The 20,326-nt window shown below is 68.4% G+C and carries 18 protein-coding genes; 12 read left to right on the top strand and 6 right to left on the bottom strand.

The window, feature by feature from the left end; translation table 11 throughout:
• A partial coding sequence (locus RTM68_RS08730; RefSeq protein ID WP_312170103.1) for a DUF5605 domain-containing protein occupies positions 1–1,303 on the top strand: 1,303 nt, incomplete at its 5' end.
• 85 nt (positions 1,304–1,388) lie between these two features.
• Here RTM68_RS08730 and rhaS read toward each other — a convergent pair.
• From rhaS to RTM68_RS08710, 4 genes are read right to left on the bottom strand one after another with little or no spacing between them, the layout of a single operon-like run.
• A complete protein-coding gene (gene rhaS / locus RTM68_RS08725) occupies positions 1,389–2,432 on the bottom strand; it encodes a rhamnose ABC transporter substrate-binding protein (protein ID WP_312170101.1) in 1,044 nt (347 codons plus the stop codon).
• Positions 2,433–2,487: 55 nt separating this feature from the next.
• Entirely contained in the window at positions 2,488–3,540 is a 1,053-nt protein-coding gene (locus RTM68_RS08720) for an ABC transporter permease (protein ID WP_312170099.1), read from the bottom strand.
• A complete protein-coding gene (locus RTM68_RS08715) occupies positions 3,537–4,565 on the bottom strand; it encodes an ABC transporter permease (RefSeq protein WP_194762741.1) in 1,029 nt (342 codons plus the stop codon). The genes RTM68_RS08720 and RTM68_RS08715 overlap by 4 nt, the downstream gene beginning before the upstream one ends.
• Positions 4,562–6,091, bottom strand: a complete 1,530-nt coding sequence (locus tag RTM68_RS08710) for a sugar ABC transporter ATP-binding protein (protein WP_312170097.1) — start codon at positions 6,089–6,091, stop codon at positions 4,562–4,564. The genes RTM68_RS08715 and RTM68_RS08710 overlap by 4 nt, the downstream gene beginning before the upstream one ends.
• A gap of 150 nt (positions 6,092–6,241) precedes the next feature.
• Here RTM68_RS08710 and RTM68_RS08705 point away from each other — a divergent pair, with 150 nt between their 5' ends.
• Both RTM68_RS08705 and RTM68_RS08700 read left to right on the top strand, forming a co-directional pair.
• Entirely contained in the window at positions 6,242–7,249 is a 1,008-nt protein-coding gene (locus RTM68_RS08705) for a LacI family DNA-binding transcriptional regulator (protein ID WP_312170095.1), read from the top strand.
• 79 nt (positions 7,250–7,328) lie between these two features.
• Entirely contained in the window at positions 7,329–8,417 is a 1,089-nt protein-coding gene (locus RTM68_RS08700; RefSeq protein ID WP_312170093.1) for a Gfo/Idh/MocA family oxidoreductase, read from the top strand.
• A gap of 43 nt (positions 8,418–8,460) precedes the next feature.
• Here RTM68_RS08700 and RTM68_RS08695 read toward each other — a convergent pair whose 3' ends face one another.
• Positions 8,461–9,510: a peptidase M24 gene (locus RTM68_RS08695; protein WP_312170091.1), complete on the bottom strand. Its 1,050-nt coding sequence runs from the start codon at positions 9,508–9,510 to the stop codon at positions 8,461–8,463.
• Between the two features lie 69 nt (positions 9,511–9,579).
• On the opposite strand from RTM68_RS08695, the gene RTM68_RS08690 reads away from it, so the two are divergent.
• From RTM68_RS08690 to RTM68_RS08660, 7 genes are all read left to right on the top strand, one after another.
• Entirely contained in the window at positions 9,580–10,575 is a 996-nt protein-coding gene (locus RTM68_RS08690) for a LacI family DNA-binding transcriptional regulator (RefSeq protein WP_312170090.1), read from the top strand.
• Between the two features lie 186 nt (positions 10,576–10,761).
• Positions 10,762–11,715, top strand: coding sequence for a sugar ABC transporter permease (locus tag RTM68_RS08685; protein ID WP_312170088.1), 954 nt, complete (start codon positions 10,762–10,764; stop codon positions 11,713–11,715).
• A gap of 20 nt (positions 11,716–11,735) precedes the next feature.
• Positions 11,736–12,392: a DUF624 domain-containing protein gene (locus tag RTM68_RS08680; protein ID WP_312170087.1), complete on the top strand. Its 657-nt coding sequence runs from the start codon at positions 11,736–11,738 to the stop codon at positions 12,390–12,392.
• A complete protein-coding gene (locus tag RTM68_RS08675; protein WP_312170086.1) occupies positions 12,389–13,909 on the top strand; it encodes an extracellular solute-binding protein in 1,521 nt (506 codons plus the stop codon). The genes RTM68_RS08680 and RTM68_RS08675 overlap by 4 nt, the downstream gene beginning before the upstream one ends.
• 1 nt (position 13,910) lies before the next feature.
• Entirely contained in the window at positions 13,911–15,170 is a 1,260-nt protein-coding gene (locus RTM68_RS08670; protein WP_312170084.1) for a glycoside hydrolase family 28 protein, read from the top strand.
• Complete coding sequence (locus tag RTM68_RS08665) at positions 15,167–15,628, top strand: hypothetical protein (protein ID WP_312170082.1); 462 nt, start codon at positions 15,167–15,169, stop codon at positions 15,626–15,628. Before RTM68_RS08670 ends, RTM68_RS08665 begins: the two co-directional genes overlap by 4 nt.
• Positions 15,625–16,563 carry a carbohydrate ABC transporter permease gene (locus RTM68_RS08660; protein WP_312170080.1) on the top strand — a complete coding sequence of 313 codons (939 nt, stop codon included), beginning with the start codon at positions 15,625–15,627 and terminating at the stop codon, positions 16,561–16,563. The genes RTM68_RS08665 and RTM68_RS08660 overlap by 4 nt, the downstream gene beginning before the upstream one ends.
• 24 nt (positions 16,564–16,587) lie before the next feature.
• Here the strand turns inward: RTM68_RS08660 and RTM68_RS08655 are convergent, their stop codons facing one another.
• A complete protein-coding gene (locus RTM68_RS08655) occupies positions 16,588–17,883 on the bottom strand; it encodes a serine hydrolase domain-containing protein (protein ID WP_312170078.1) in 1,296 nt (431 codons plus the stop codon).
• A 139-nt stretch (positions 17,884–18,022) separates the two neighbouring features.
• Here RTM68_RS08655 and RTM68_RS08650 point away from each other — a divergent pair, with 139 nt between their 5' ends.
• Both RTM68_RS08650 and RTM68_RS08645 read left to right on the top strand, forming a co-directional pair.
• Positions 18,023–19,354 carry a Gfo/Idh/MocA family oxidoreductase gene (locus RTM68_RS08650; RefSeq protein WP_312170076.1) on the top strand — a complete coding sequence of 444 codons (1,332 nt, stop codon included), beginning with the start codon at positions 18,023–18,025 and terminating at the stop codon, positions 19,352–19,354.
• A complete protein-coding gene (locus RTM68_RS08645) occupies positions 19,351–20,286 on the top strand; it encodes an NAD(P)-dependent oxidoreductase (protein ID WP_312170075.1) in 936 nt (311 codons plus the stop codon). The genes RTM68_RS08650 and RTM68_RS08645 overlap by 4 nt, the downstream gene beginning before the upstream one ends.
• Positions 20,287–20,326: the final 40 nt, after the last annotated feature.

Here is a 20,326-nt window from a genome sequence, read left to right as displayed (position 1 = left end):
ATACGTCATCCGGGCCCTCGCCGACGCCACGGGCGACTGGTCGTTCGAGACGCGGTCGACCGCGCGGTCGCTCGACGGCCTGCGCGGCACGATCACGGTGGTCCCCGCCGCCGACGGTGCACACGGCCCCGTGCGGGTCGACGGCTTCCACTTCCGGCACGCGGACGGCACGCGGCACCGCCCTCTCGGCACCACCGCGTACGCATGGACCCATCAGCCCGACGAACTGCAGGAGCAGACTCTGGCGACCCTCGCCGAGGCGCCCTTCACGAAGATGCGGATGTGCGTCTTCCCGAAGTCGTACCTCTACAACGCGAACGAGCCGGCGGACTTCCCCTTCCCCGGTTCGCTCGCCGAGGGCTTCGACCTCGAGCGCTTCGACCCCGCGCACTTCCGGCGTCTCGAGGATCGGATCCTGCGTCTCGCCGCTCTGGGCATCGAAGCCGATCTCATCCTCTTCCACGCCTACGACCGCTGGGGCTTCGCCGATCTCGGGCCCGCGGTCGACGAGCGCTACCTGCGGTACGCGGTGCGCCGCCTGTCGGGCTTCGCGAACGTGTGGTGGTCGATGGCCAACGAGTACGACCTGCTCTGGGCCAAGGACACCGCCGACTGGGAGCGCCTTGCGGCCGTGGTGGGCGAGGAGGATGCGTTCGGCCACCTCAACTCCATCCACAACTGCCGCCCCTTTTACGACTACTCGGCGCCGTGGATCACGCACGTGAGCATCCAGCGCGTCGATGTGTACCGCACGGCGGAGAACACCGACGAGTGGCGGGAGCGCTGGGGGAAGCCCGTCGTGATCGACGAGTGCGCCTACGAGGGCGACATCGATCAGGGCTGGGGGAACATCACCGGGGAGGAGATGGTCCGTCGGTTCTGGGAGGGCGCCGTGCGCGGCGGGTACGTCGGCCACGGCGAGACGTATCTGCCGTCGGCGCTCGGGCTCGACGACGAGATCCTCTGGTGGTCGAAGGGCGGAGTGCTGCACGGCTCGTCGCCCGACCGCATCCGCTTCCTCGAGGAGCTTCTCGCCGAGGCCCCCGACGGCGTCTGGGATCCGCTGCCCGGCGACTGGGACGTGCCATGGGGCGGGGTGGCGGGCGAGCTGCGCGTCGGCTACTTCGGCTTCAACCGCCCGCGGTTCCGCAACGTCCTGCTCGACGACGGCGCGTGGACGATCGACGTCATCGACACCTGGAACATGACCGTCGACCGCCTGCCCGGGGTGCACGGCGCCGGATCCGTGCGCGTCGAGCTTCCCGGCCGTCCGTTCATGGCCGTGCGCGTCTCACGGGCCTGAGCCGCGCGGCCGGCCCGAGACCGGACGATGTACGCACGAGGGGCGCCGGAGCCGAAGCCCCGACGCCCCTCGTGAGGCGATCGACTCAGAAGTCGAAGTCGCCGATGTTGTCCGCGTTGAACTCGAACGGGTCTCCGAGCAGCACGACGCCGTCGGCGCCGACCGTGTACTCACCCAGGTCGCCCGCGTCGAAGGTGTCGCCCTCTTCGCCGGTGATGTCGCCTTCGATCAGCGCCTTCGACGCGAATGCCGCCAGGTAGCCGAGGTCGGCCGGGTTCCACAGCGCGAATGCGGTGACGGTGCCGTCTTCGACGTACTCGCGCATCTGGTTCGGCGTGCCGAGACCGGTGATCGCGACCTTGCCCTTGTAGTCCGAGGTCGACACGTAGCGTGCCGCAGCGGCGATGCCGACCGTCGTGGGCGAGATGATGCCCTTCAGGTTCGGGTGGCTCTGCAGCAGAGCGGCGGTCTTGTCGAACGAGGTCTGGTCGTCGTCGTCACCGTAGACGGTCTCGACGATGGTGATGTCGGGGTAGTCGCTGGCGACGTATTCCTTCATCAGGTCGATCCAGGCGTTCTGGTTGGTCGCGTTGGCGGACGCCGACAGGATCGCGACCTCGCCGGCTCCACCGATCTGGTCGGCGATCAGGTCGACCTGCACCTTGGCGATTCCCTCGGAGTCGGCCTGGTTGATGAACAGGTCGCGGCACTCGGGGTTGGTGTCGGAGTCGAAGGTGACGACCTTGACGCCGGCGTCGCGGGCCTCGTTCAGCGCGTCGCAGATCGCCTTCGGGTCGTTGGCCGAGACGACCAGCGCACCGACCGCCTGCTGCGTCGCGGTGTTGATGTAGCTGACCTGAGCGTCAGGCGTGGCCTCGGCCGGGCCGACCTCGGCGAACGTGCCGCCGAACTCGTCGACGGCGGTCTTGCCGCCCTCGCTCGAGGTGTCGAAGTACGGGTTGCCGAGGTTCTTGGGCAGGAACGTGATCGCGAGGTTGTCGGATCCGCCCTCACCGCCGGAGCCGGAGCCACCCGAGCCGCCGCTCGTGTCGGCGCAGCCGGTCAGTACGAGCGCGGCGGCCACGGCCACGGCCGCGAACCCCGCGATCTTCTTGCGTGCAAACATCATTGTTCTTCCTTTCGTGATGATCACCGCTGGCGGGCGCCGTCGGCGAGAGACTGCTTCATGGTGCGGGAGAGGGTGCGACGCGGAGGGGCGGACCCGCCTTGGCGCGGACGCGCTGCGCCCAGGCGAGGATGCTGGCTGCGACGACCGAGAAGATCAGCAGACCGCCCGTGATGATGTTGATGACGTCGGAGGTGACGCCGGCGAGGCGCAGGCTGCTGCCGAGCACTCCGATGAGCAGCACCGCGGCGACGACGCCGTGCAGGTGCCCTCGGCCTCCGAAGACCGAGACTCCTCCGAGCACGACCGCTGCGATGACCTGCAGCTCGAGCCCGGTGGCGTTGTCACCTCGGGCACTGCCGAAGCGCAGCGTGTAGAAGATGCCGGCGAAGGCGGCGACGACACCCGAGAGCACGAACAGGATGAACTTCGTGCGCTCGACGTTCACGCCCGAGAACCGTGCGGCGTCCTTCGAGAGTCCGATCGCGAAAACGCCCCGACCGAACGGCGTGAAGTGCAGCAGCACGACGAACAGCACGAGCAGGATCAGGAACGGGATCACGATGTACGGGATCGTCGTGCCGGCGATCTTCGCCTTCGCGAGGGCCGTCCACGTCTCTGGGAAATCGGTGACGGCGGTGGTGCCGAGCAGACCCACGGCAAGACCGCGGAAGAGCGCGAGGGTACCGATGGTGACGGCCAGCGACGGCAGACCGACGATCGTCACCAGGAATCCGTTGAACGCTCCCCCGACCACACCGACGAGCAGCGCGACGAGGGCCGCGACCTCGAACGGCGCACCGGATTCGGTGAGCACACCCGTGACCACACTGGCGAGACCGACCATGGAGCCGACCGAGAGGTCGATCTCCCCAGTGATCATGACGAGGGTCATGGGCAGGGCGATCAGGAGGATCGGCGCGACGTCGAGCAGCAGGTAGTTCGCTGTGATGGGCTGCGCGAACCCGCGGATGGTGACGGCGGCGACGATCGTCACGAGCACCAGCAGAGCGATGATCGCGAACTCGCGGTTGATGAAGATGCGTCGCCAGAGCGGACGGTCGTAGTCGCGGATGATGCGCGTCGACGCGGTCGTCGTTGTCGTGGTCATGATTCGTCCCTCGCCTCGATGAGCTGGCGTCTCTGTCTGACCGCGAGCACCCGGTCGAGCACGATGGCCCCGATGATGAGCACGCCGACGACGGCACGCTGCCAGAAGTCCGGGATGCCGAGAATGGGCAGTGCGCGGTTGATGGTCATCAGGAGCATCGCGCCGATCGCGGCACCCCAGACCGTGCCGACGCCGCCGGTGATCGCGATGCCGCCGATGACGGCTGCTCCGACCGCATCCAGCTCCCAGCCGCTGCCGGCCTGTGAGCTGATGGATCCGTAGCGAGCGGCGTAGAAGACGCCGGCGAGACCGGCGAGCGCACCGGAGAGGATGAACGCCGAGAGCACGCGGCGGGTGACCTTGAGGCCGTACAGCTCTGCCGCCGAGGGGTCGGATCCGATCGCGTAGTACTCGCGGCCGCCGCGGGTGTTGCGCAGGTACCAGGCCGCGAGCGCGAGCACGATCACCGCGATGATCGACAGCACGGGGATGAACAGGATCTGCTGCGTGCCGAGCCCGAGGAAGTCCTTGGGCATGTCGGAGGCGTTGATGCGATCGCTGCCGGTCCACAGCACGTTGATGCCGCGGTAGGCATACAGGGTGCCGAGGGTGATCACCATCGCCGGCACCTTCGCGAACGCCACCAGCGCACCGTTGACGAGCCCCAGGAACGCACCGAGCAGCACGGCCGCGATCACGACGACGACGATCGGGATGCCGGGGACGTCGACGAACAGCCGACCGGTCAGATAGGCGGTCAGCCCCATCACGGACCCGACGGAGAGGTCGACGTTGCGCGTGATGATGACGATGGCCTGACCGACCGCGACCAGCATGAGGATCGACGGCGTCAGCAGCAGGTCGCGCCAGCCGTCGGCGCTGAACAGGAAGTTCGGGTTCTTCACGGTCGCGGCGATCACGACGAGCACGAGGGCGGCGAGGATGCCGAACTCCCGCGCCCGGCCGACTCCGCCGAAGGACTTCTTGGCCGCGGCGGGCGCGGGGGCGATGGTGGTGGCGCTCATGCGTGCAGCTCCGATGAATGGGTGGCGGCGAACATCACGTTCTCGCTGGTGGCCTCGGCCCGGGAGATCTCGGCGGTGATGCGGCCTTCCCGCATCACGAGCACGCGGTCCGCCATTCCGAGGACCTCGGGCAGCTCGGACGAGATCATCAGGATCCCCATGCCCTCGCCGGCGAGCTGCGAGAGGAGGCGGTGCACCTCGGACTTGGTGCCGACGTCGATGCCTCGGGTCGGCTCGTCGATGATCAGCACGCGCGGGTCGGTGGCCAGCCACTTGGCCAGCACGACCTTCTGCTGGTTGCCTCCGGAGAGGGTGGATGCCACGGTGTCGAGCGCGTGGGTCTTGACCTCGAGGCGGGATGCCCACTCCTTCGCGGCACGGTTCTCGATGCCGCTGGTGATGAGTCCCCACTTCGACAGGCGCCGGCGGATCGCCAGCGTGATGTTGCCACCCACGCCCGCGTCGATCACGAGTCCCTGCTTGCGGCGATCCTCGGGCACGAGCGCGAGTCCGCTGCGCATGGCGGCGGTGGGGTTGCGGCGGGCGACGGCTGCTCCCAGCATCCGCACCTCCCCCTCGTTGTACGGGTCGACACCGAAGACCGCGCGGGCGACTTCGGATCGCCCTGCTCCGACGAGCCCGGCCAGGGCGACGATCTCGCCCGCGCGCACCGTGAAGGAGATGTCGTGGAAGACGCCGGGGCGGGTGAGCCCGGTGACCTCGAGCAGCGGCTCGCCGATCGAGGCCTCCTGCTTCGGGAAGAGCTCGGTGACGTCGCGGCCCACCATCTGACGCACCAGATCGTCGACCGTGGTCTCGGCGATGGGCGTGGTGTCGATGTAGGCGCCGTCGCGCATGACGGTGACCGTGTCGCACAGATCGAAGACCTCATCGAAGCGGTGCGAGATGAAGAGGATCGCGCGACCCTCGTCGCGGAGGCTCCGCGCGACGGCGAACAGGCGGTCGACCTCGACACCGCTGAGTGCGGCGGTCGGCTCGTCCATGATCAGCACGCTCGCATCGAGGGAGATCGCCTTCGCGATCTCGATGATCTGCTGGTCGGCGATCGACAGACCCTCGGTGATGCGGTCGGGGTCGAGTGCGACGCCCAGGCGGCGGAAGATCCGGTCGACCTCGGTGCGCATGGCCTTGCGGTCGATGCGTCCGAGGAATCCGGTGGGCTGACGGCCCATGAAGATGTTCTCGGTCACCGACAGGTCGGGGAACAGCGTGGGCTCCTGGTAGATGACCGCGATGCCCGCGCCCTTCGACTGGGCGGTGCTGGTGAAGTCGACATCCTCGCCGTGCAGGCGGAAGTCGCCGGAGTCACGACGGTAGAGCCCGGCCATGATCTTCACGAGCGTCGACTTGCCCGCGCCGTTCTCGCCGATGAGGGCGTGGATCGACCCCGAGCGAAGCGTGAGGCTGCCCGAGCGGAGGGCGACGACGGGTCCGAAGGACTTGACGACCCGATGAAGCTCGAGAGCGGTGGGGGGAGCGCTGCGGGCGGAGGCTGCGTCTACCACTGGCTTTCCTCTCCGTTGAGGGGGATGATGATCGGAATGAACTGTACCTGAATCGATTCAAGCTCGTTTCAGGCTAGTGTATGTGATGCCGGTCTCAGGTCAAGCCCTGATGCCGAAGCGTGATCCGCCCGACGACGAGAGGACAGCCGAATGCCGGTCAGCATCCGCGATGTCGCCGTCCTCGCGGGCGTCTCGGTGGGCACCGTCTCCAACGTCCTGAACCGACCCGACGAGGTCTCCAGCGACTCGGTCGAACGCGTGACGAAGGCGATCGACGAGCTCGGCTACGTGCGCAACGACGCGGCCCGCAAGCTTCGCGCCGGGGTCAGCACGACCGTGGGATTCGTCGTGCTCGACGGCCAGAATCCCTTCTACAACGACGTGGTGCGCGGTGCTGAGGACGAGGCGTCGAGCCACGGCATCGCGATCCTCTACGGCAACACCGATGAGGACCCCTCCCGCGAGAAGGTCTATCTCGACCTGTTCCGCGAGCAGCAGGTGCGCGGCCTGCTCATCGCCCCCTACGGCGACGTGATGACGCAGCTGCGTCGGTTCCGCGCGAGCGGCATCGCCACCGTGCTCGTCGACCGATTCAGCGCCGACAGCGGCTTCTCCTCCGTCTCCGTCGACAGCGTCGCCGGAGGACGACTGGCGGTCGAGCACCTGATCGAGGGCGGGCGCCGTCGCATCGCGTTCGTCGGCGGTCCGTTCGACATCCGTCAGGTCACCGACCGCCTCGCCGGCGCGCGTGCCGCCGCCGAGAACGCAGCCGTGCACGTCGATCTCGAGGTCGTCCCGACCTCGGCCATGACCGTCGAAGAGGGTGTCGCCGCGGGGACACGACTGCTCACACGCCCGCGCCGCGAGTGGCCGGATGCACTCTTCGCCGCCAACGACCTGCTGGCCCTCGGGCTGCTCCAGTCTCTCGTCTCGGGCGGTCGCGTGCTCGTTCCCGACGAGATCGCGCTGATCGGGTTCGACGACAACCCGTTCGCGGCGGCCGCCGCCGTGCCACTGTCGTCGATCCGCCAGCCCAGCCGCATGATCGGCCGCACCGCGCTGCGCATCGTGCTCGAAGAGGCGGCCGACCCCGAAAGCATCCCGCGGCAGACCGTGTTCCCGCCCGAGCTCATCGTGCGGCGCTCGACCGGGGGCTGACCGCGCGACTGAGCGCATCACCGCTTTCGAATGGTAAGCGCTTTCCGCTACGATGGGCGGAACCGGAAGGCGAATCGCGATGATGCATGACGTTCTGCTCGTAGGCGCTCGGGGATACGGCGCCTCACACCTGCGCACCCTCGAGCGACTGTCCGACCGCGCACGGCTCATCGCCGTCGCCGACCCCTCGGGGCCGCCTGAGGAGGGGTACGGATCGGACGTCCCGGCGTACCCCAGCCTGAGCACCGCACTGTCGGCGGGCATGCGCCCCGATGTCGTGATCATCGCGACCCCCACCGGCACCCATCACGCCCTCGCACTCGCCGCACTCCAGGCCGGCGCAGACGTCTATCTCGAGAAGCCCCCCGTCGCCACGATGGCACAGTTCCTCGAGCTCCTCGATGCGCAGCAGGACGCAGGGCGCAGTGTGCAGATCGGCTTCCAGAGTTTCGGGTCGCACGCCCTCGACGAGATCGCCGCGCTCGGCACACCGACCTCGGTCGCCACCTGGGCGACCTGGTCGCGAGACGCCGCCTATTGGACGAGGTCGGCATGGGCGGGCAGGCGGATGCTCGACGGGACCCCCATCGTCGACGGCGTCATCACCAACCCGCTCGCCCACGCCGTGGCCACCGCGCTGCGGGTCGCGGGTGCCCGTCGCCGCGAAGATGTGCAGCGCGTGGAGCTCGAGCTCTACCGCGCGAACGACATCGAGGCCGACGACACGTCGAGCGTGCGCGTGACCCTCCGAGACGGACTCCTCGTCACCGCAGCGCTCACTCTCGCGAGCCCCGAGCAGACAGCCCCGATGATCGAGGTGCGAACGGCCGATGCCGAGGTGCTCTTCGGATACACCTCCGACGACCTGCGGTACCCCGACGGTCGCGTCGCGCACACCGGTCGAACCGATCTCGTCGAACAGCTTCTCGACCACCGCGAGTCCGGCGTCGCGCTGTCCTCGCCGCTGGTCGAGGCCGGCGCCTTCATGGCGGTACTCGAGGCCGTGCGCACGGCTCCGGACCCCATCCCGGTTCCCGCGTCCGCCATCACGGTCATCACGGACCGCCCGTCTCCGCTCGCCACGATCGACGGCATCGAGGACGTCGTGGAGCGGGCTGCGCGCTCCGGAGCCCTGTTCAGCGAGGTCGGTGCCGCCTTCGCGCGCTGAGCCGCCCCGAGTCGGGCGCTGCGACGCGCGATGCGCGATCGCCTCAGTAAGGCCGGGCGATCGGGCGCAGCATGCCCGCGTACGAGACCGAGGGCCAGCGATCGTCGACCGTGAGCGCCTCCCAGCCCTCCGCGCCTCGCAGCATCGTGTCTTCGACCTTGACGCCGGGGGCGGAGGGATTCCAGGCGAACGCCTGGTTCTCGACCAGGAGGTCGCGGGTGGATGCGGTCGCGCGCGGGTCTCGTCCGGCGTAGCCCGCAGGGCCGCCCTGGTGATGCCGCCGCCACTCCCCGGAATCGAACCCGAATCGCTCATACGCGGAGCAGCCGGCGGCGAAGGCCTCGTCGAGTCGAGCTCCTGGCGCCGAGGCGTCGAGGAATGCGCGCTCGACGGCGAGGATCGGCTCGTCGTCGACCCCGGCTCCGATCCAGCGCGTGGCGTTCGCGATCAACCCTTCGCGACGGCCGCACACCACGATCATGGCTCGCTCGCCCAGCTGTGCCGAGGTGGGCAGTGGATGCCGATACGAGACACGACCCGCGCCGGTCACGAGCACGACCAGCGGGTCGATGCCCCGTGAGACGAGTCCGGCGGCGACGAGGGAGGCGATCTCCCATTCACTCTGCTCCGGCCCCACGTCGCCCACCACGGCGTCGGTGACCGCACGCGCGACGTCGCGACCGAGCATGCGGTAACGCGAGATCTCGGCCGACAGCATCGGTGCCCGCGCTGCTCGCAGCTCGCCGGCGACCGCCGCCTCACCCACAGCGGATGCCGATCCCGCGTCCTCCGCCGCCGCGACCGCCGGCGGGATCCACCACGGCACACGCACGATGCGAGCGGCGTCCGACGGCAGAAGCTCCTCGGCGATCAGCCGATCCGCCTCGTTGTCCGCGACGAACAGCGTGTCCCCCTCGGAGTCCGCCCGCACCGCCAGCACCGGCGGCCCCGCCAGGGACACATGCGTGCGCACCCCTTCGAGATACCACGACACCGCCTCGTGAGATGTGAGCAGGATCGGTGCCCCGGCGCCCCGCCGTACGCGCGCCACTCTCTCCTGCTTCTCGATACGATCCTTAGACGACCCGACCATGAGAACTCCTAGCAAACGTTTTCTCACATATGACCACATCCGCCACCGTTGGCGAAAGAGGGGATCCGGATGGCACGCTCCACCCGAGCAGGCATCACCGACGTCGCGAAGCTCGCCGGGGTGTCTCTCTCGACCGTCTCCCGCGCCATGAACGGCAACCCGACCGTCGACCCGGTGCTCGCCGAACGCGTCCAGGCCGCAGCCGCCGAGCTCGGCTACACGGCGAACCCCCTGGCTCGCAGTCTCGTGCTCGGACAGACGCAGACGGTGTCGGTCATGATCCCCGATCTCGCCAACCCCACCTTCCAGGCGATCCTGCACGGTCTCAGCCGCGCAGCGGCGGCGGACGGCTATCACGTGCTCATCTCCGACAGCGCGGAGCAGGTCGGCGATGAGGTCGCGCTGTCCACGACCACACGTCGGCGCACCGACGGAGTGATCCTCTGCGCGCCGCGACTCCCCCAGAGCGAACTGTCGGCGCTGTTGCCGTCGCTCGCGCCGGCCGTCGTGATCAACCGCCCTCCGCAGGTCGACGTGCCGACGGTCGCCGCGGACTACGGCGCCGCGATGACCGAGCTGATCACCCACCTGCATGATCTCGGTCACCGACGGATCGCGTTCCTCTCGGGAGCTGTCGCGAGTGCGTCCGGCGAGGCACGCGCGCGGGCGATCGCGAATGCGGAACGGCTCGGCGACCTCGAGTTCGTCGAGATCCCCGCAGGCGTCGACTTCGACAGCGGTGCCGCTGCGGCCGATGCGGTCATCGACAGCGGCGCGACAGCCGCACTGGCGTTCAATGATCTGGTCGCCATGGGTCTGCTGTCGGCGGTGACGACCCGCGGCCTCACGGTGCCCGGGGATCTTTCGATCACCGGCTTCGATGACATCCCGTTCGCCGCGTACACGACACCTCCGCTCACGACGGCGACCGTGCCCGCCGCAGAGATCGGGCGCCTGGCCTGGGACGCCATGCACGCACTGCTCACCGGTGGCAAGCCCGTGGCCTCCGCGACGTTCACGCCGAAGGTCGTCGTGCGCGCGAGCACAGGACCCGTCCGGCGCTGAGCCCGAACTCCACGCGGCGGGCCGAGCGCTCTCGCGAGAGAGCGCAGATCCCCGCAAAGGCGTGCTCGTGACTGCCTGTTGTCGAGTCCGGTGACCCGTGCTAACCTCGGGAAACGTTTCCTCGGGGAAACGCTTTCTCTGCGAATCCCCACCCGAGCTCGATGACGAGAACAGGAAGGCGCACCGATGGTGAGCGTTGACGCGACGGCAGGGCAGACGCTCGCCACGTACAGGAAACGCCCGTGGTGGCAGAGCATCTGGCGCCAGCGGGCACTGTATCTGATGGCCCTCCCCGGCATCGCCTACTTCATCGTCTTCAAGTACGTGCCGATGGGCGGCCTGGTCATCGCCTTCCAGGACTACTCGCCGTTCCGCGGCATCGCGGGCAGCCCGTGGGTGGGCTTCGACCACTTCATCAGGTTCTTCAGCGAGAGCACGTTCGTGATGCTGCTCGTCAACACGGTGACCGTGTCGGTGCTGCTGCTGGTCTTCGCGTTCCCGATCCCGATCATCCTCGCGCTGATGCTGAACGAGCTGCGCTCCAAGCTCTTCCAGCGCAGCATCCAGACGGTCATCTACCTGCCCCACTTCATGTCGTGGGTCATCGTCGTCTCGCTGTTCTACGTGCTGCTGACCACCGACGGCGGCAGCATCAACGCCCTGCTCGAGTCCTGGGGCATGCAGGCGGTGCCGTTCCTCACCGACCCCGACTGGCTCCGACCGCTGTACACGATCCAGGAGATCTGGAAGACGGCCGGCTGGGGCACGATCATCTACCTCGCCGCGATGACCGGTGTCGACATGGAACTGTACGAGGCCGCCGAACTCGACGGCGCCGGTCGCTGGCTGCAGACCTGGCACATCACGCTGCCGGCGATCCGCCCGACGATCATCGTGATGTTCATCCTCGCGATCGGCGATTTCCTCGAGCTCGGATTCGAGCACATGTTCCTGATGCTGAACTCACTCAACCGCGAGGTCGGCGAGATCTTCGACACCTACGTGTACACCGCCGGAATCCAGAACGGCCAGCTGAGCTATGCGACCGCGGTCGGCCTGTTCAAGGGTCTCGTGGGGCTCATCCTCGTCATCGGCGCCAACAAGCTGGCCAAGAAGCTGGGCGAAGAGGGCGTGTACTGATGTTCTCGTACGAGGCGTTCATGCGCCTGAACCTGTTCCTCCGCGCGGTCTACCGGGTCGCGTACCTGAACCTGCTCTGGGTCGCCGCGACCGTGCTCGGGCTCGTCGTCTTCGGCATCGGTCCCGCCTCATACGCCGTCGCCGCGTACATCGACGGCTGGTTCCGCCGGGGCGAGACCCCTCCGGTCACGGCCGCGTTCATCGGTCACCTGCGTGCGCGCTACTGGCCGGCCACGGCGATGGGCGGCATCCTGCTCGCCGCGAGCGCGATCGTCGTCACCAACATCTTCACCGGCGCCAGCTGGCTGCTGCAGTTCGTCAACGTCGTCGCACTCGTCGTGATCGGCATCATCGCGGCATACGTCTTCCCGGTGATGGCGGCCACCGACATCCGCGGCCTCCATCGCCAGATCGTCGCCGCACTGCTGATCGGCCTCGGCTCGCTGCACTGGACGATCGTCGCCACCGCCGCGGTCGCCGCAGTCGTGTGGCTGCTCGCCTCGTTCGCCCTGCCGATCCTCGTGCTCTTCGGCATCGGCATCCCCGCCGCCGCGATCGGCGGCGTCACCCGCAGCATCTTCGGCAGGCTCGCCGCCGAAGAGTCACAGACCTCACCCCCCACGCCGCGCGAAACCTCGCCGGCCCGTCTGCACCTTGCGAGAGGAAGATCACAATGAGGAATCACTCCAGGCTCGGAATCGCCGTCGCTTCCGTCACCGTCGCAGCACTCGCGCTCACCGCGTGCGGCGCGTCGGGCGAAGCGACGGGAGACGGCGGTGGCGATGTGAAGCCCGCCGAGAGCGTCACCTGGATGACGATGCTCCACACGCCCACGACGCCGGAGTCCGACGGTCCGATCCAGGCGGCGCTCGAGGAGTACACCGGCACGGAGCTCAACTTCCAGTGGGTGCCCGATGCGTCGAAGGACGAGAAGATCAACGCCGCACTCGCGTCGGACACACTCGCCGACATCACCTCGATCACGAACACGACGAACACGTCGGTGCGCCAGGCGCTGCGGTCCGGTCAATTCTGGGACGTCGAGAAGTACCTGGAGGACTACCCGAACCTGTCGCAGATCGACGAGCAGACGATCGCCTCGGCCCGCATCGACGGCCACCTGTACGGCGTGCCGTTCCAGAAGCCGAAGGCCCGCTACGGCGTGCTGATCCGGCAGGACTGGCTCGACAACCTGGGCCTCGAGACGCCGCACACCATCGAGGAGCTCAGCGAGGTCGCGGTGGCCTTCGCGACACAGGATCCCGACGGCAACGGCCAGAACGACACCACCGGCTTCATCGATCGGCTCGAGAGCTTCAAGCTCGGCTTCAAGTCGCTGGCCGGTCACTTCGGCGCCGGCAACAACTGGACCGTCACGGATGACGACGAGGTCGTCCCGTCCTTCCAGACCGACGAGTTCAAGGAGGCCATGGAGTGGTACCGCGGCCTGTACGAGCAGGGGGCGGTGAACGGCGAGTTCGTGACGATGCAGAAGCAGAATCAACAGGACGCGATCGCCCAGGGCAAGGGCGGCATCGTCGTGACGGGTCTGTTCGAAGCGAAGAACTACATGAACCTCGCCCTGAACGCGGACCCGAACACGCCCATGGCATGGGCGCTCGTCAACGACATGACCTTCGAGGACGTGCCCCGTCGCACCCTTTCGGACACGGGAGGCGGCTTCGGCGGCTGGCTTGCGCTGTCGACCACGCAGGTGAAGGACGAGGCGGAGCTCAAGTCGATCCTCGCCTTCATCGACAAGCTGCTCGACGAAGAGGCATTCGCACTCATGACCAACGGCATCGAGGGCGAGCACTACACCGTCGACGGCGAGGGCGTCGTCTCGATCACGGACCAGGCCAAGTGGGAGCAGGAGGTGCAGCCCTACAACTCGTCGCGGCCCTCCGACATCGTCACGACGTTCAAGAGCTCCGCGCCGTATGTCGACGAGGGCAACGAGAAGATCGCCGAGAACGCCGAGTTCGCCGTCGTCGACCCGACGCAGCCGCTGACCTCGACGGCATTCGATCAGAGCTGGTCGACCATCCAGCAGGCCGCGAACGACGCCTACAACAAGTACATGGTCGGGCAGATCGACATGGACGGCTACGAGGCCGCGATCGACAAGCTCGGCGGGCAGGGACTCGACACGATCATCGAAGAGTTCACCGCCTCGTACTCCGAGAGCAAGTGACATGAACGGAATGCAGGTGCAGAGCAGCGAGAGCAGTGTCGTGCGTGCCACGCGCGCACTCCAGGACGCCATCGATCGGGCGGCCGACGCGGGCGGTGGACGCGTCAGCGTCGCCCCCGGCGTGCACGAGACCGGTGCTCTGCGCCTGCGTTCCCATGTGGAACTTCATCTCGAGGCGGGGGCCGTGCTCCGGTTCGTGGCCGACCCCGCCCTGTATCCCCCGGTCGCCGCCCGCTGGGAGGGCGCCGACACCGTCATCCACTCCCCGTGCATCTACGCGCGGGATGCCGTCGACGTCGCGATCACCGGCCGTGGTCAGATCGACGGCGGCGGCGCCTGGTGGTGGGACGCGTTCCGTGCCGGCGACCTCGCGCACCCGCGTCCGACCCTGATCGGCCTGCACGGGTGCACCGGAGTCGAGATCTCGGGCGTCACGCTTCGCGACTCCCCCGCCTGGACCCTGCACCCGCTGCTCTGCGACGACGTGCGCATCACGGGCATCCGCATCATCAATCCGCCAGACTCGCCCAACACCGACGGCATCGACCCGGAGTCGTGCCGGAACGTGCGCATCAGCGACTGCCACATCGACGTCGGCGACGACTGCATCGCGATCAAGGCCGGCAGCGAGGGTTCGCCCGATCGCGTGCCGTGCGAGAACATCGCGATCACGAACTGCACCATGATCCACGGCCACGGAGGCGTCGTGATCGGCAGCGAGATGTCGGGCGGTGTGCGCGGAGTGGTGATCTCGAACTGCGTCTTCCAGGGCACCGACCGCGGCATCCGCATCAAATCTCGGCGCGGACGCGGCGGCACCGTCGCCGACGTGCGGGTGTCGAACATCGTGATGGACCACGTCATGTGCCCGCTCGTGATCAATCCCTTCTACTTCTGCGGCCCCGACGGCAAGCTGCCGATCGTCTCGGATCGCACGCCGCAGCCGGTCGACGAGGGCACTCCTCGGTTCCGCGGCATCCACCTGTCTCACATCACCGCGACGAACGTGCAGTCCTGCGCGGCGTTCATCTCGGGTCTCCCCGAGGCTCCACTCGACGACGTCACTCTCGACCACGTGAGCATCTCGTTCGCGCCGGATGCCGAGCCTGCCGTCCCGGCCATGGCCGACGGCGTGCCCGCGATGGCCGCAGCGGGGATCCAGGCGCAGTTCGCGACCGGCCTGCACATCTCAGGCCTTCGCCTCGACGGGGTGATCGGCCCCGAGCTCGTGGCCGACGACTCGGTGGAGGTGACGCGATGACCGCCACAGCGATCCGCGAGACCGAGGCCGCCGCTCCCCCGTTCCGGCGCCGAGCCGAGCTCATCATCGCCGGCATCGGCCTGGCAGCGGCCGCCGTACTGCAGGGCGGCTTCGCCCTCGTGATCACTCGCAGCGACGAGGCCACACTGCAATCGACCATCGTCCCCGCCGTGCGTGCCGCGGGGCTCGACCTGGCCGAGGCCGATGCGCATGTCGTGTTGCACACCATGGCCGCGTGGTTCGGGTTCTCGTTCATCGTGGTCGCCCTGTGCACGGCGATCGGCTTCTTCTTCGCCCGCCTGCGCCCACGGCGCCGAGCGACCGGCCTGTGCTTCCTCGCCGCGGGGCTGGCCTGCCTGCTCGGCACGCAGTTCGTCCTGTACCCGGTCGCCTTCTTCTTCCTCATCGCCGCCGCACTGTTCGCCGTGCGCACCGCCACCCCTCGGAGTCCGTCATGACCAGCACCCTGCCCCGCGTCGACGACGCCACTGTTCCGATCCGCGTCCGCGAGGCCGCGCGCAAGCGCCGCTCGATCACGCCCGGACGCCGCGTGTTCATGGTGGTCAATGCGGCGATCCTTACGGCGTTCGCACTGGCCTGCCTGCTGCCCTTCATCAACGTGCTGGCCAGCTCTCTGGCGACGCCGGGCGAGCTCGCGACACGACCCTTCATCCTCTGGCCCGAGACCTTCAGTCTCGACGCATATCGGTACATCCTCTCGACGCCGACGATCTTCCGCGCTCTGGGGGTGTCGGCGATCGTCACGATCGGCGGCACGCTGATCAGCCTGATCCTCACGGCGTTCATGGCCTATGCGCTGTCGAAGAAGCATCTGAAGGGCCGCCGGGTGATCAACTTCCTGGTGCTGTTCACGATGCTGTTCTCCGGCGGGATGATCCCGACATTCATCGTGGTCAAGAACCTGGGCCTGATCGACTCGCTCTGGTCGCTCATCATCCCGGTGGCGATCAACGCGTTCAACTTCGTGATCATGCGCAGCTTCTTCCAGGGCATCCCGGACAGCCTCGAAGAGGCGGCCCGGATCGACGGATGCAGCGAGCTCGGTGTGTTCTGGCGCATCGTGCTGCCGCTGTCGCTGGCCTCGATCGCGACCATCGGACTGTTCTACGCGGTCTATTACTGGAACACCTACCAGAGCGCGATCCTGTACATCAACAGCTCCGAACTGTGGCCGATGCAGGTGCTGCTGCGCCAGATCGTGATCGTGGCCAGTGGCCTGAACGCCGACGGCGCGGCCGTCGACGTGGTGCCGCCGGCGCAGTCGATCCGGATGGCCGTCATCTTCGTCGCCACCCTGCCGATGCTGATCGTCTACCCCTTCGTGCAGCGCTACTTCGTCAAGGGCGCCCTGATCGGCTCGGTCAAGGGCTGACTCGGCCCCGGCGCGGCGCTGCCGTCACGACATCCGGTAGCTGCCGCGCCAGGTCCATTCCGGGCCGATCTCGGGCCCGGAACCCTGCGACATGACGGTGAGGATGCCGTCGTCCGTCGCGACGAGTCGCACCCGCACCGATGCGATGTCGTCGGCGGCCGCGCTCACGCGCACGTCGAGCACCCCGGGCGACGACCAGCCCGCCGTTATGACCGCATCGCCGAGGGGCAGGGTCGCCACAGTCGGGGACGTCGTGTCGAATCGCAGAGCCACCCCGGAGATCTCGATCTCGCCGCCGGTCGCATCGATCAGCACGCGGAGGCGGGGCGGAGCGCCCTCGCCGGAGACGCGAGTCCCCACTCCGTGCAGCGTCGCGGCCGACACCGGCTCGTGCGGCGGTGAGGGAGGACGCACCTGCGCATCGCCGCCGACATCGCCGACGAGCGCCGTCATCAGCAGGTCGACGAGCCGTTGATCCCCGCTGTCCACGACGGTCGTGTCTGCGGTGACCACCGCGGACAGCCGCCGCGACGGGTCTCCGTAGACGACCTGGCCGCCGAGTCCGAACATCAGCCAGTCTCCGCCGCCGGGCAGCCAGATCTGCCGCCCGTACCCGTGGCGGAGCGCCGCACCCCAGGTCTGCGTTCCGGGGTCGCTGCGGTGTTCGAGCAGCAGATCGCGCACGGGTTCCGGGAGCACCGCGACCGTTCCGGTCACGGAATCCGCGATCCGGAGCATGTCCCGCGGCGCGGCGATGAGTCCCGACCCGCCGTGGCTGATCCCCTCAGGGCCGGTGAGGAATCGCATGCCGAATCCGACTCCGAGCGGATCGAGCAGTCGCGGCCGCAGGTAGTCGAGCATCGGCATCCCTGCGAGCCGCTCGATCAGAGCGCTGAGCACGTAGCTCGCGCTGGTGTCGTAGGTGAACAGCGTGCCGGGGCGATGGGTCGGAGGCACCCGGAAGTACGACTCCAGCCAGTCATCGTCCTGAGCACCGTACGTGGTGCGGCTGTGCGGCCCCGTCATCGCGAGCATGTCGTCGATCAGCGTGGCGGCGAGCCACGGGTGCACCCTGCCCATCTCCGGAAAATGGTCCATGATCGGATCGCGAAGGCTCAGGCGACCTTCCTCGGCGAGCAGCAGGATCGCCACGGCCGTGACCGACTTCGACACCGAGTACATCCGATGCGGCACGTCGCTCCCCCACGGCGTCACCGCAGTGTCGACGATCTCGTCTCCATCGACGCTGACCGTCACCGAGTGAATGGCGATGTCCGCGTCATGAGCCCGGTCGAGCACCCGCTGAAGGTCATCCGTCATCCGACCGACCGTAGCCGGGAAAGCGATTCCCGTCCACCTCGATCGCGCGCGGATCCCGGCGAGGTCCTTTCAGATCCCGGCGGTTGCTGATACTGTCAAGAAAACGTTTCCTGGAGTTCGAGATCAAAGAAGGATCACGATGACGAAGACCCGTTATGCCCTCGCCGGTGCCGGAGTCCGTGCACAGATGTATGTCGAGGCCATCACCGGAGCCCACAGCGAGCGCGCCGAACTCGTCGCGATCGTCGAGCCGAATCCGGTGCGCGCGGCGTTCCACGCAGCCCGCGTCGCCGAGGCGGGCGCGCCCGCTCCTCGGCTCGCGACGCCGGACGAGCTGGAGCAGGTGATCCGCGACGAGCACGTCGACCGCGTGATCATCTGCTCCCGCGACGATCTGCACGCCGAGCTCATCGTCCGCTCGCTCGAGGCCGGCGCCGACGTCGTGGTCGAGAAGCCCCTCACGATCGACGCGGCGAGCGCCGCACGCATCGAGGACGCGGTCGAGCGCACCGGACGCCAGGTGGTGCTCACGTTCAACTACCGGTACTCGCCCCGCAACAGCGCGCTGCGCCAGATCATCCAGGACGGCACGATCGGGCAGGTCACCTCGGTGGACTTCTCGTGGATGCTCGACACGAACCACGGTGCCGACTACTTCCGCCGCTGGCATCGCGACAAGAAGAACTCCGGCGGGCTGCTCGTGCACAAGTCGAGCCACCACTTCGATCTGGTCAACTGGTGGATCCGCTCGCAGCCGACCCGCGTCTTCGCCTCGGGTGGCCTGCGCTTCTACGGTGCCGAGAACGCCGCGAGTCGCGGCCTGGGCGAGCGACCGGCCCGCGGCACCCACGACGGCGGCGATCTCTTCGAGCTCGACCTCCGCACCGACGAACGCCTCACCGCGCTGTACCTCGACGCCGAGCAGCACGACGGCTACGTGCGCGACCTCGACGTGTTCAGCGAGGGCATCACGATCGAGGACAACCTCGCGCTGGTCGTCGACTACGCCTCGGGTGCGACCCTGTCGTACTCGCTCAACGCGCACTCCCCGTGGGAGGGCTATCGCGTCGCGGTGAACGGCACGCTCGGCCGGGTCGAGCTCGAGGTCATCGAGCGCGGCGCCGTGCTCGCCGGCGAAGGGCTCCACCCGCACATCGACCCGAGCCTCTCGGGCGGCGACGGCACCACCACGCTCCGCCCCGAGGGCGAGCGCATCCTCGTGCAGCGGCACTGGGAAGAGGCGTACGAGGTGCCGATCGACGGCGGTGACGGCGGTCATGGCGGCGGCGATGCTCTTCTCCTGTCGGACGTCTTCGAAGGCCCTGGCGACGACCCGCTCGCGCGCCCGGCGGACTGGACCGACGGCATCCGCTCGATCGCGGTCGGCATCGCCGGCAACCGCTCACTCGAGACGGGCCTCCCGGTGAAGGTCGACGAGCTCGGCATCGCACTGCTGGAGCCGGGCCGATGAGAATCGCCGTCACCGGTGGATCCGGGCGGCTCGGTCGCTCGTTGGTGACCGGACTCGCCGACGCCGGACACGAGCTCGTGTCGATCGACCGCGCACCGAGCGAGCATCTCGAGCGGCCCGGCATCACGCAGTTCTCGCTCGATCTGACGGATGCCGATGCGACCGCGTCGGCGCTCGCGGGCGCTGGTGCCGACGCACTCATCCATCTCGCGGCGATCGCCGTTCCGTTCAGCGCGCCCGAAGACGTCATCCTCCGCACCAACGCGGCGCTCGCGCAGTCGGTGCTCGGGGGTGCGGTGCGCGCCGGGATCCACCGCGTCGTCGCCGCCTCGAGCCCGACCGTGATCGGCTACGGGGCTCCTCGAGGGTGGACGCCGGACAGCCTCCCGCTCGATGAGGAGTCGGCCACCGAACCCTGGAACGCGTACGCCCTGTCGAAGCTGCTGATCGAGCAGACCGTCGCCATGCTGCGGCGGCAGACCGGCGACGACGTGCGCTTCGCGTCGTTCCGCCCCTGCTACGTGATCGCCCCCGAAGAGTGGGCGGGCGCGCTGACTCAGCAGGGGCACACGGTGCTCGACCGCCTCGACGACCCGGCGCTGTCGGCCCCGGCGCTGTTCAACTACGTCGATGCCCGCGATGTCGCGAGCTTCGCCGACACGTTGCTCGCCGCCCTCGACGACATCCCCAACGGCGAGGTGTTCTTCGTCGGCGCCGACGACGCGCTCGCCCGCCGTCCCCTGAGCGAGCTGCTGCCGCAGTTCCATCCGGGAACCGCGCGTGCGGCGTCGGCACTCACCGGCACCGCACCCGCGTTCTCCTCGGCCAAGGCCGCCCGCCTGCTCGGTTGGCGTCCCACCCGCACCTGGCGCGATGAGCTCGTCTCCGCGCATCCGACCGCGACCGCACCCGCCGCCGCATCCGTCTCCTGAAAGGACCGACATGGACTTCTCCGGAATCCTCTTCTTCCCC

Origin of the sequence: Microbacterium sp. (assembly GCF_031988965.1) — a bacterium.
In the GTDB taxonomy this organism is placed as follows: Bacteria; Actinomycetota; Actinomycetes; order Actinomycetales; family Microbacteriaceae; genus Microbacterium.
Note: the sequence above shows the minus strand (reverse complement) of the source record. Positions and strands in the feature narration are given on the sequence as shown.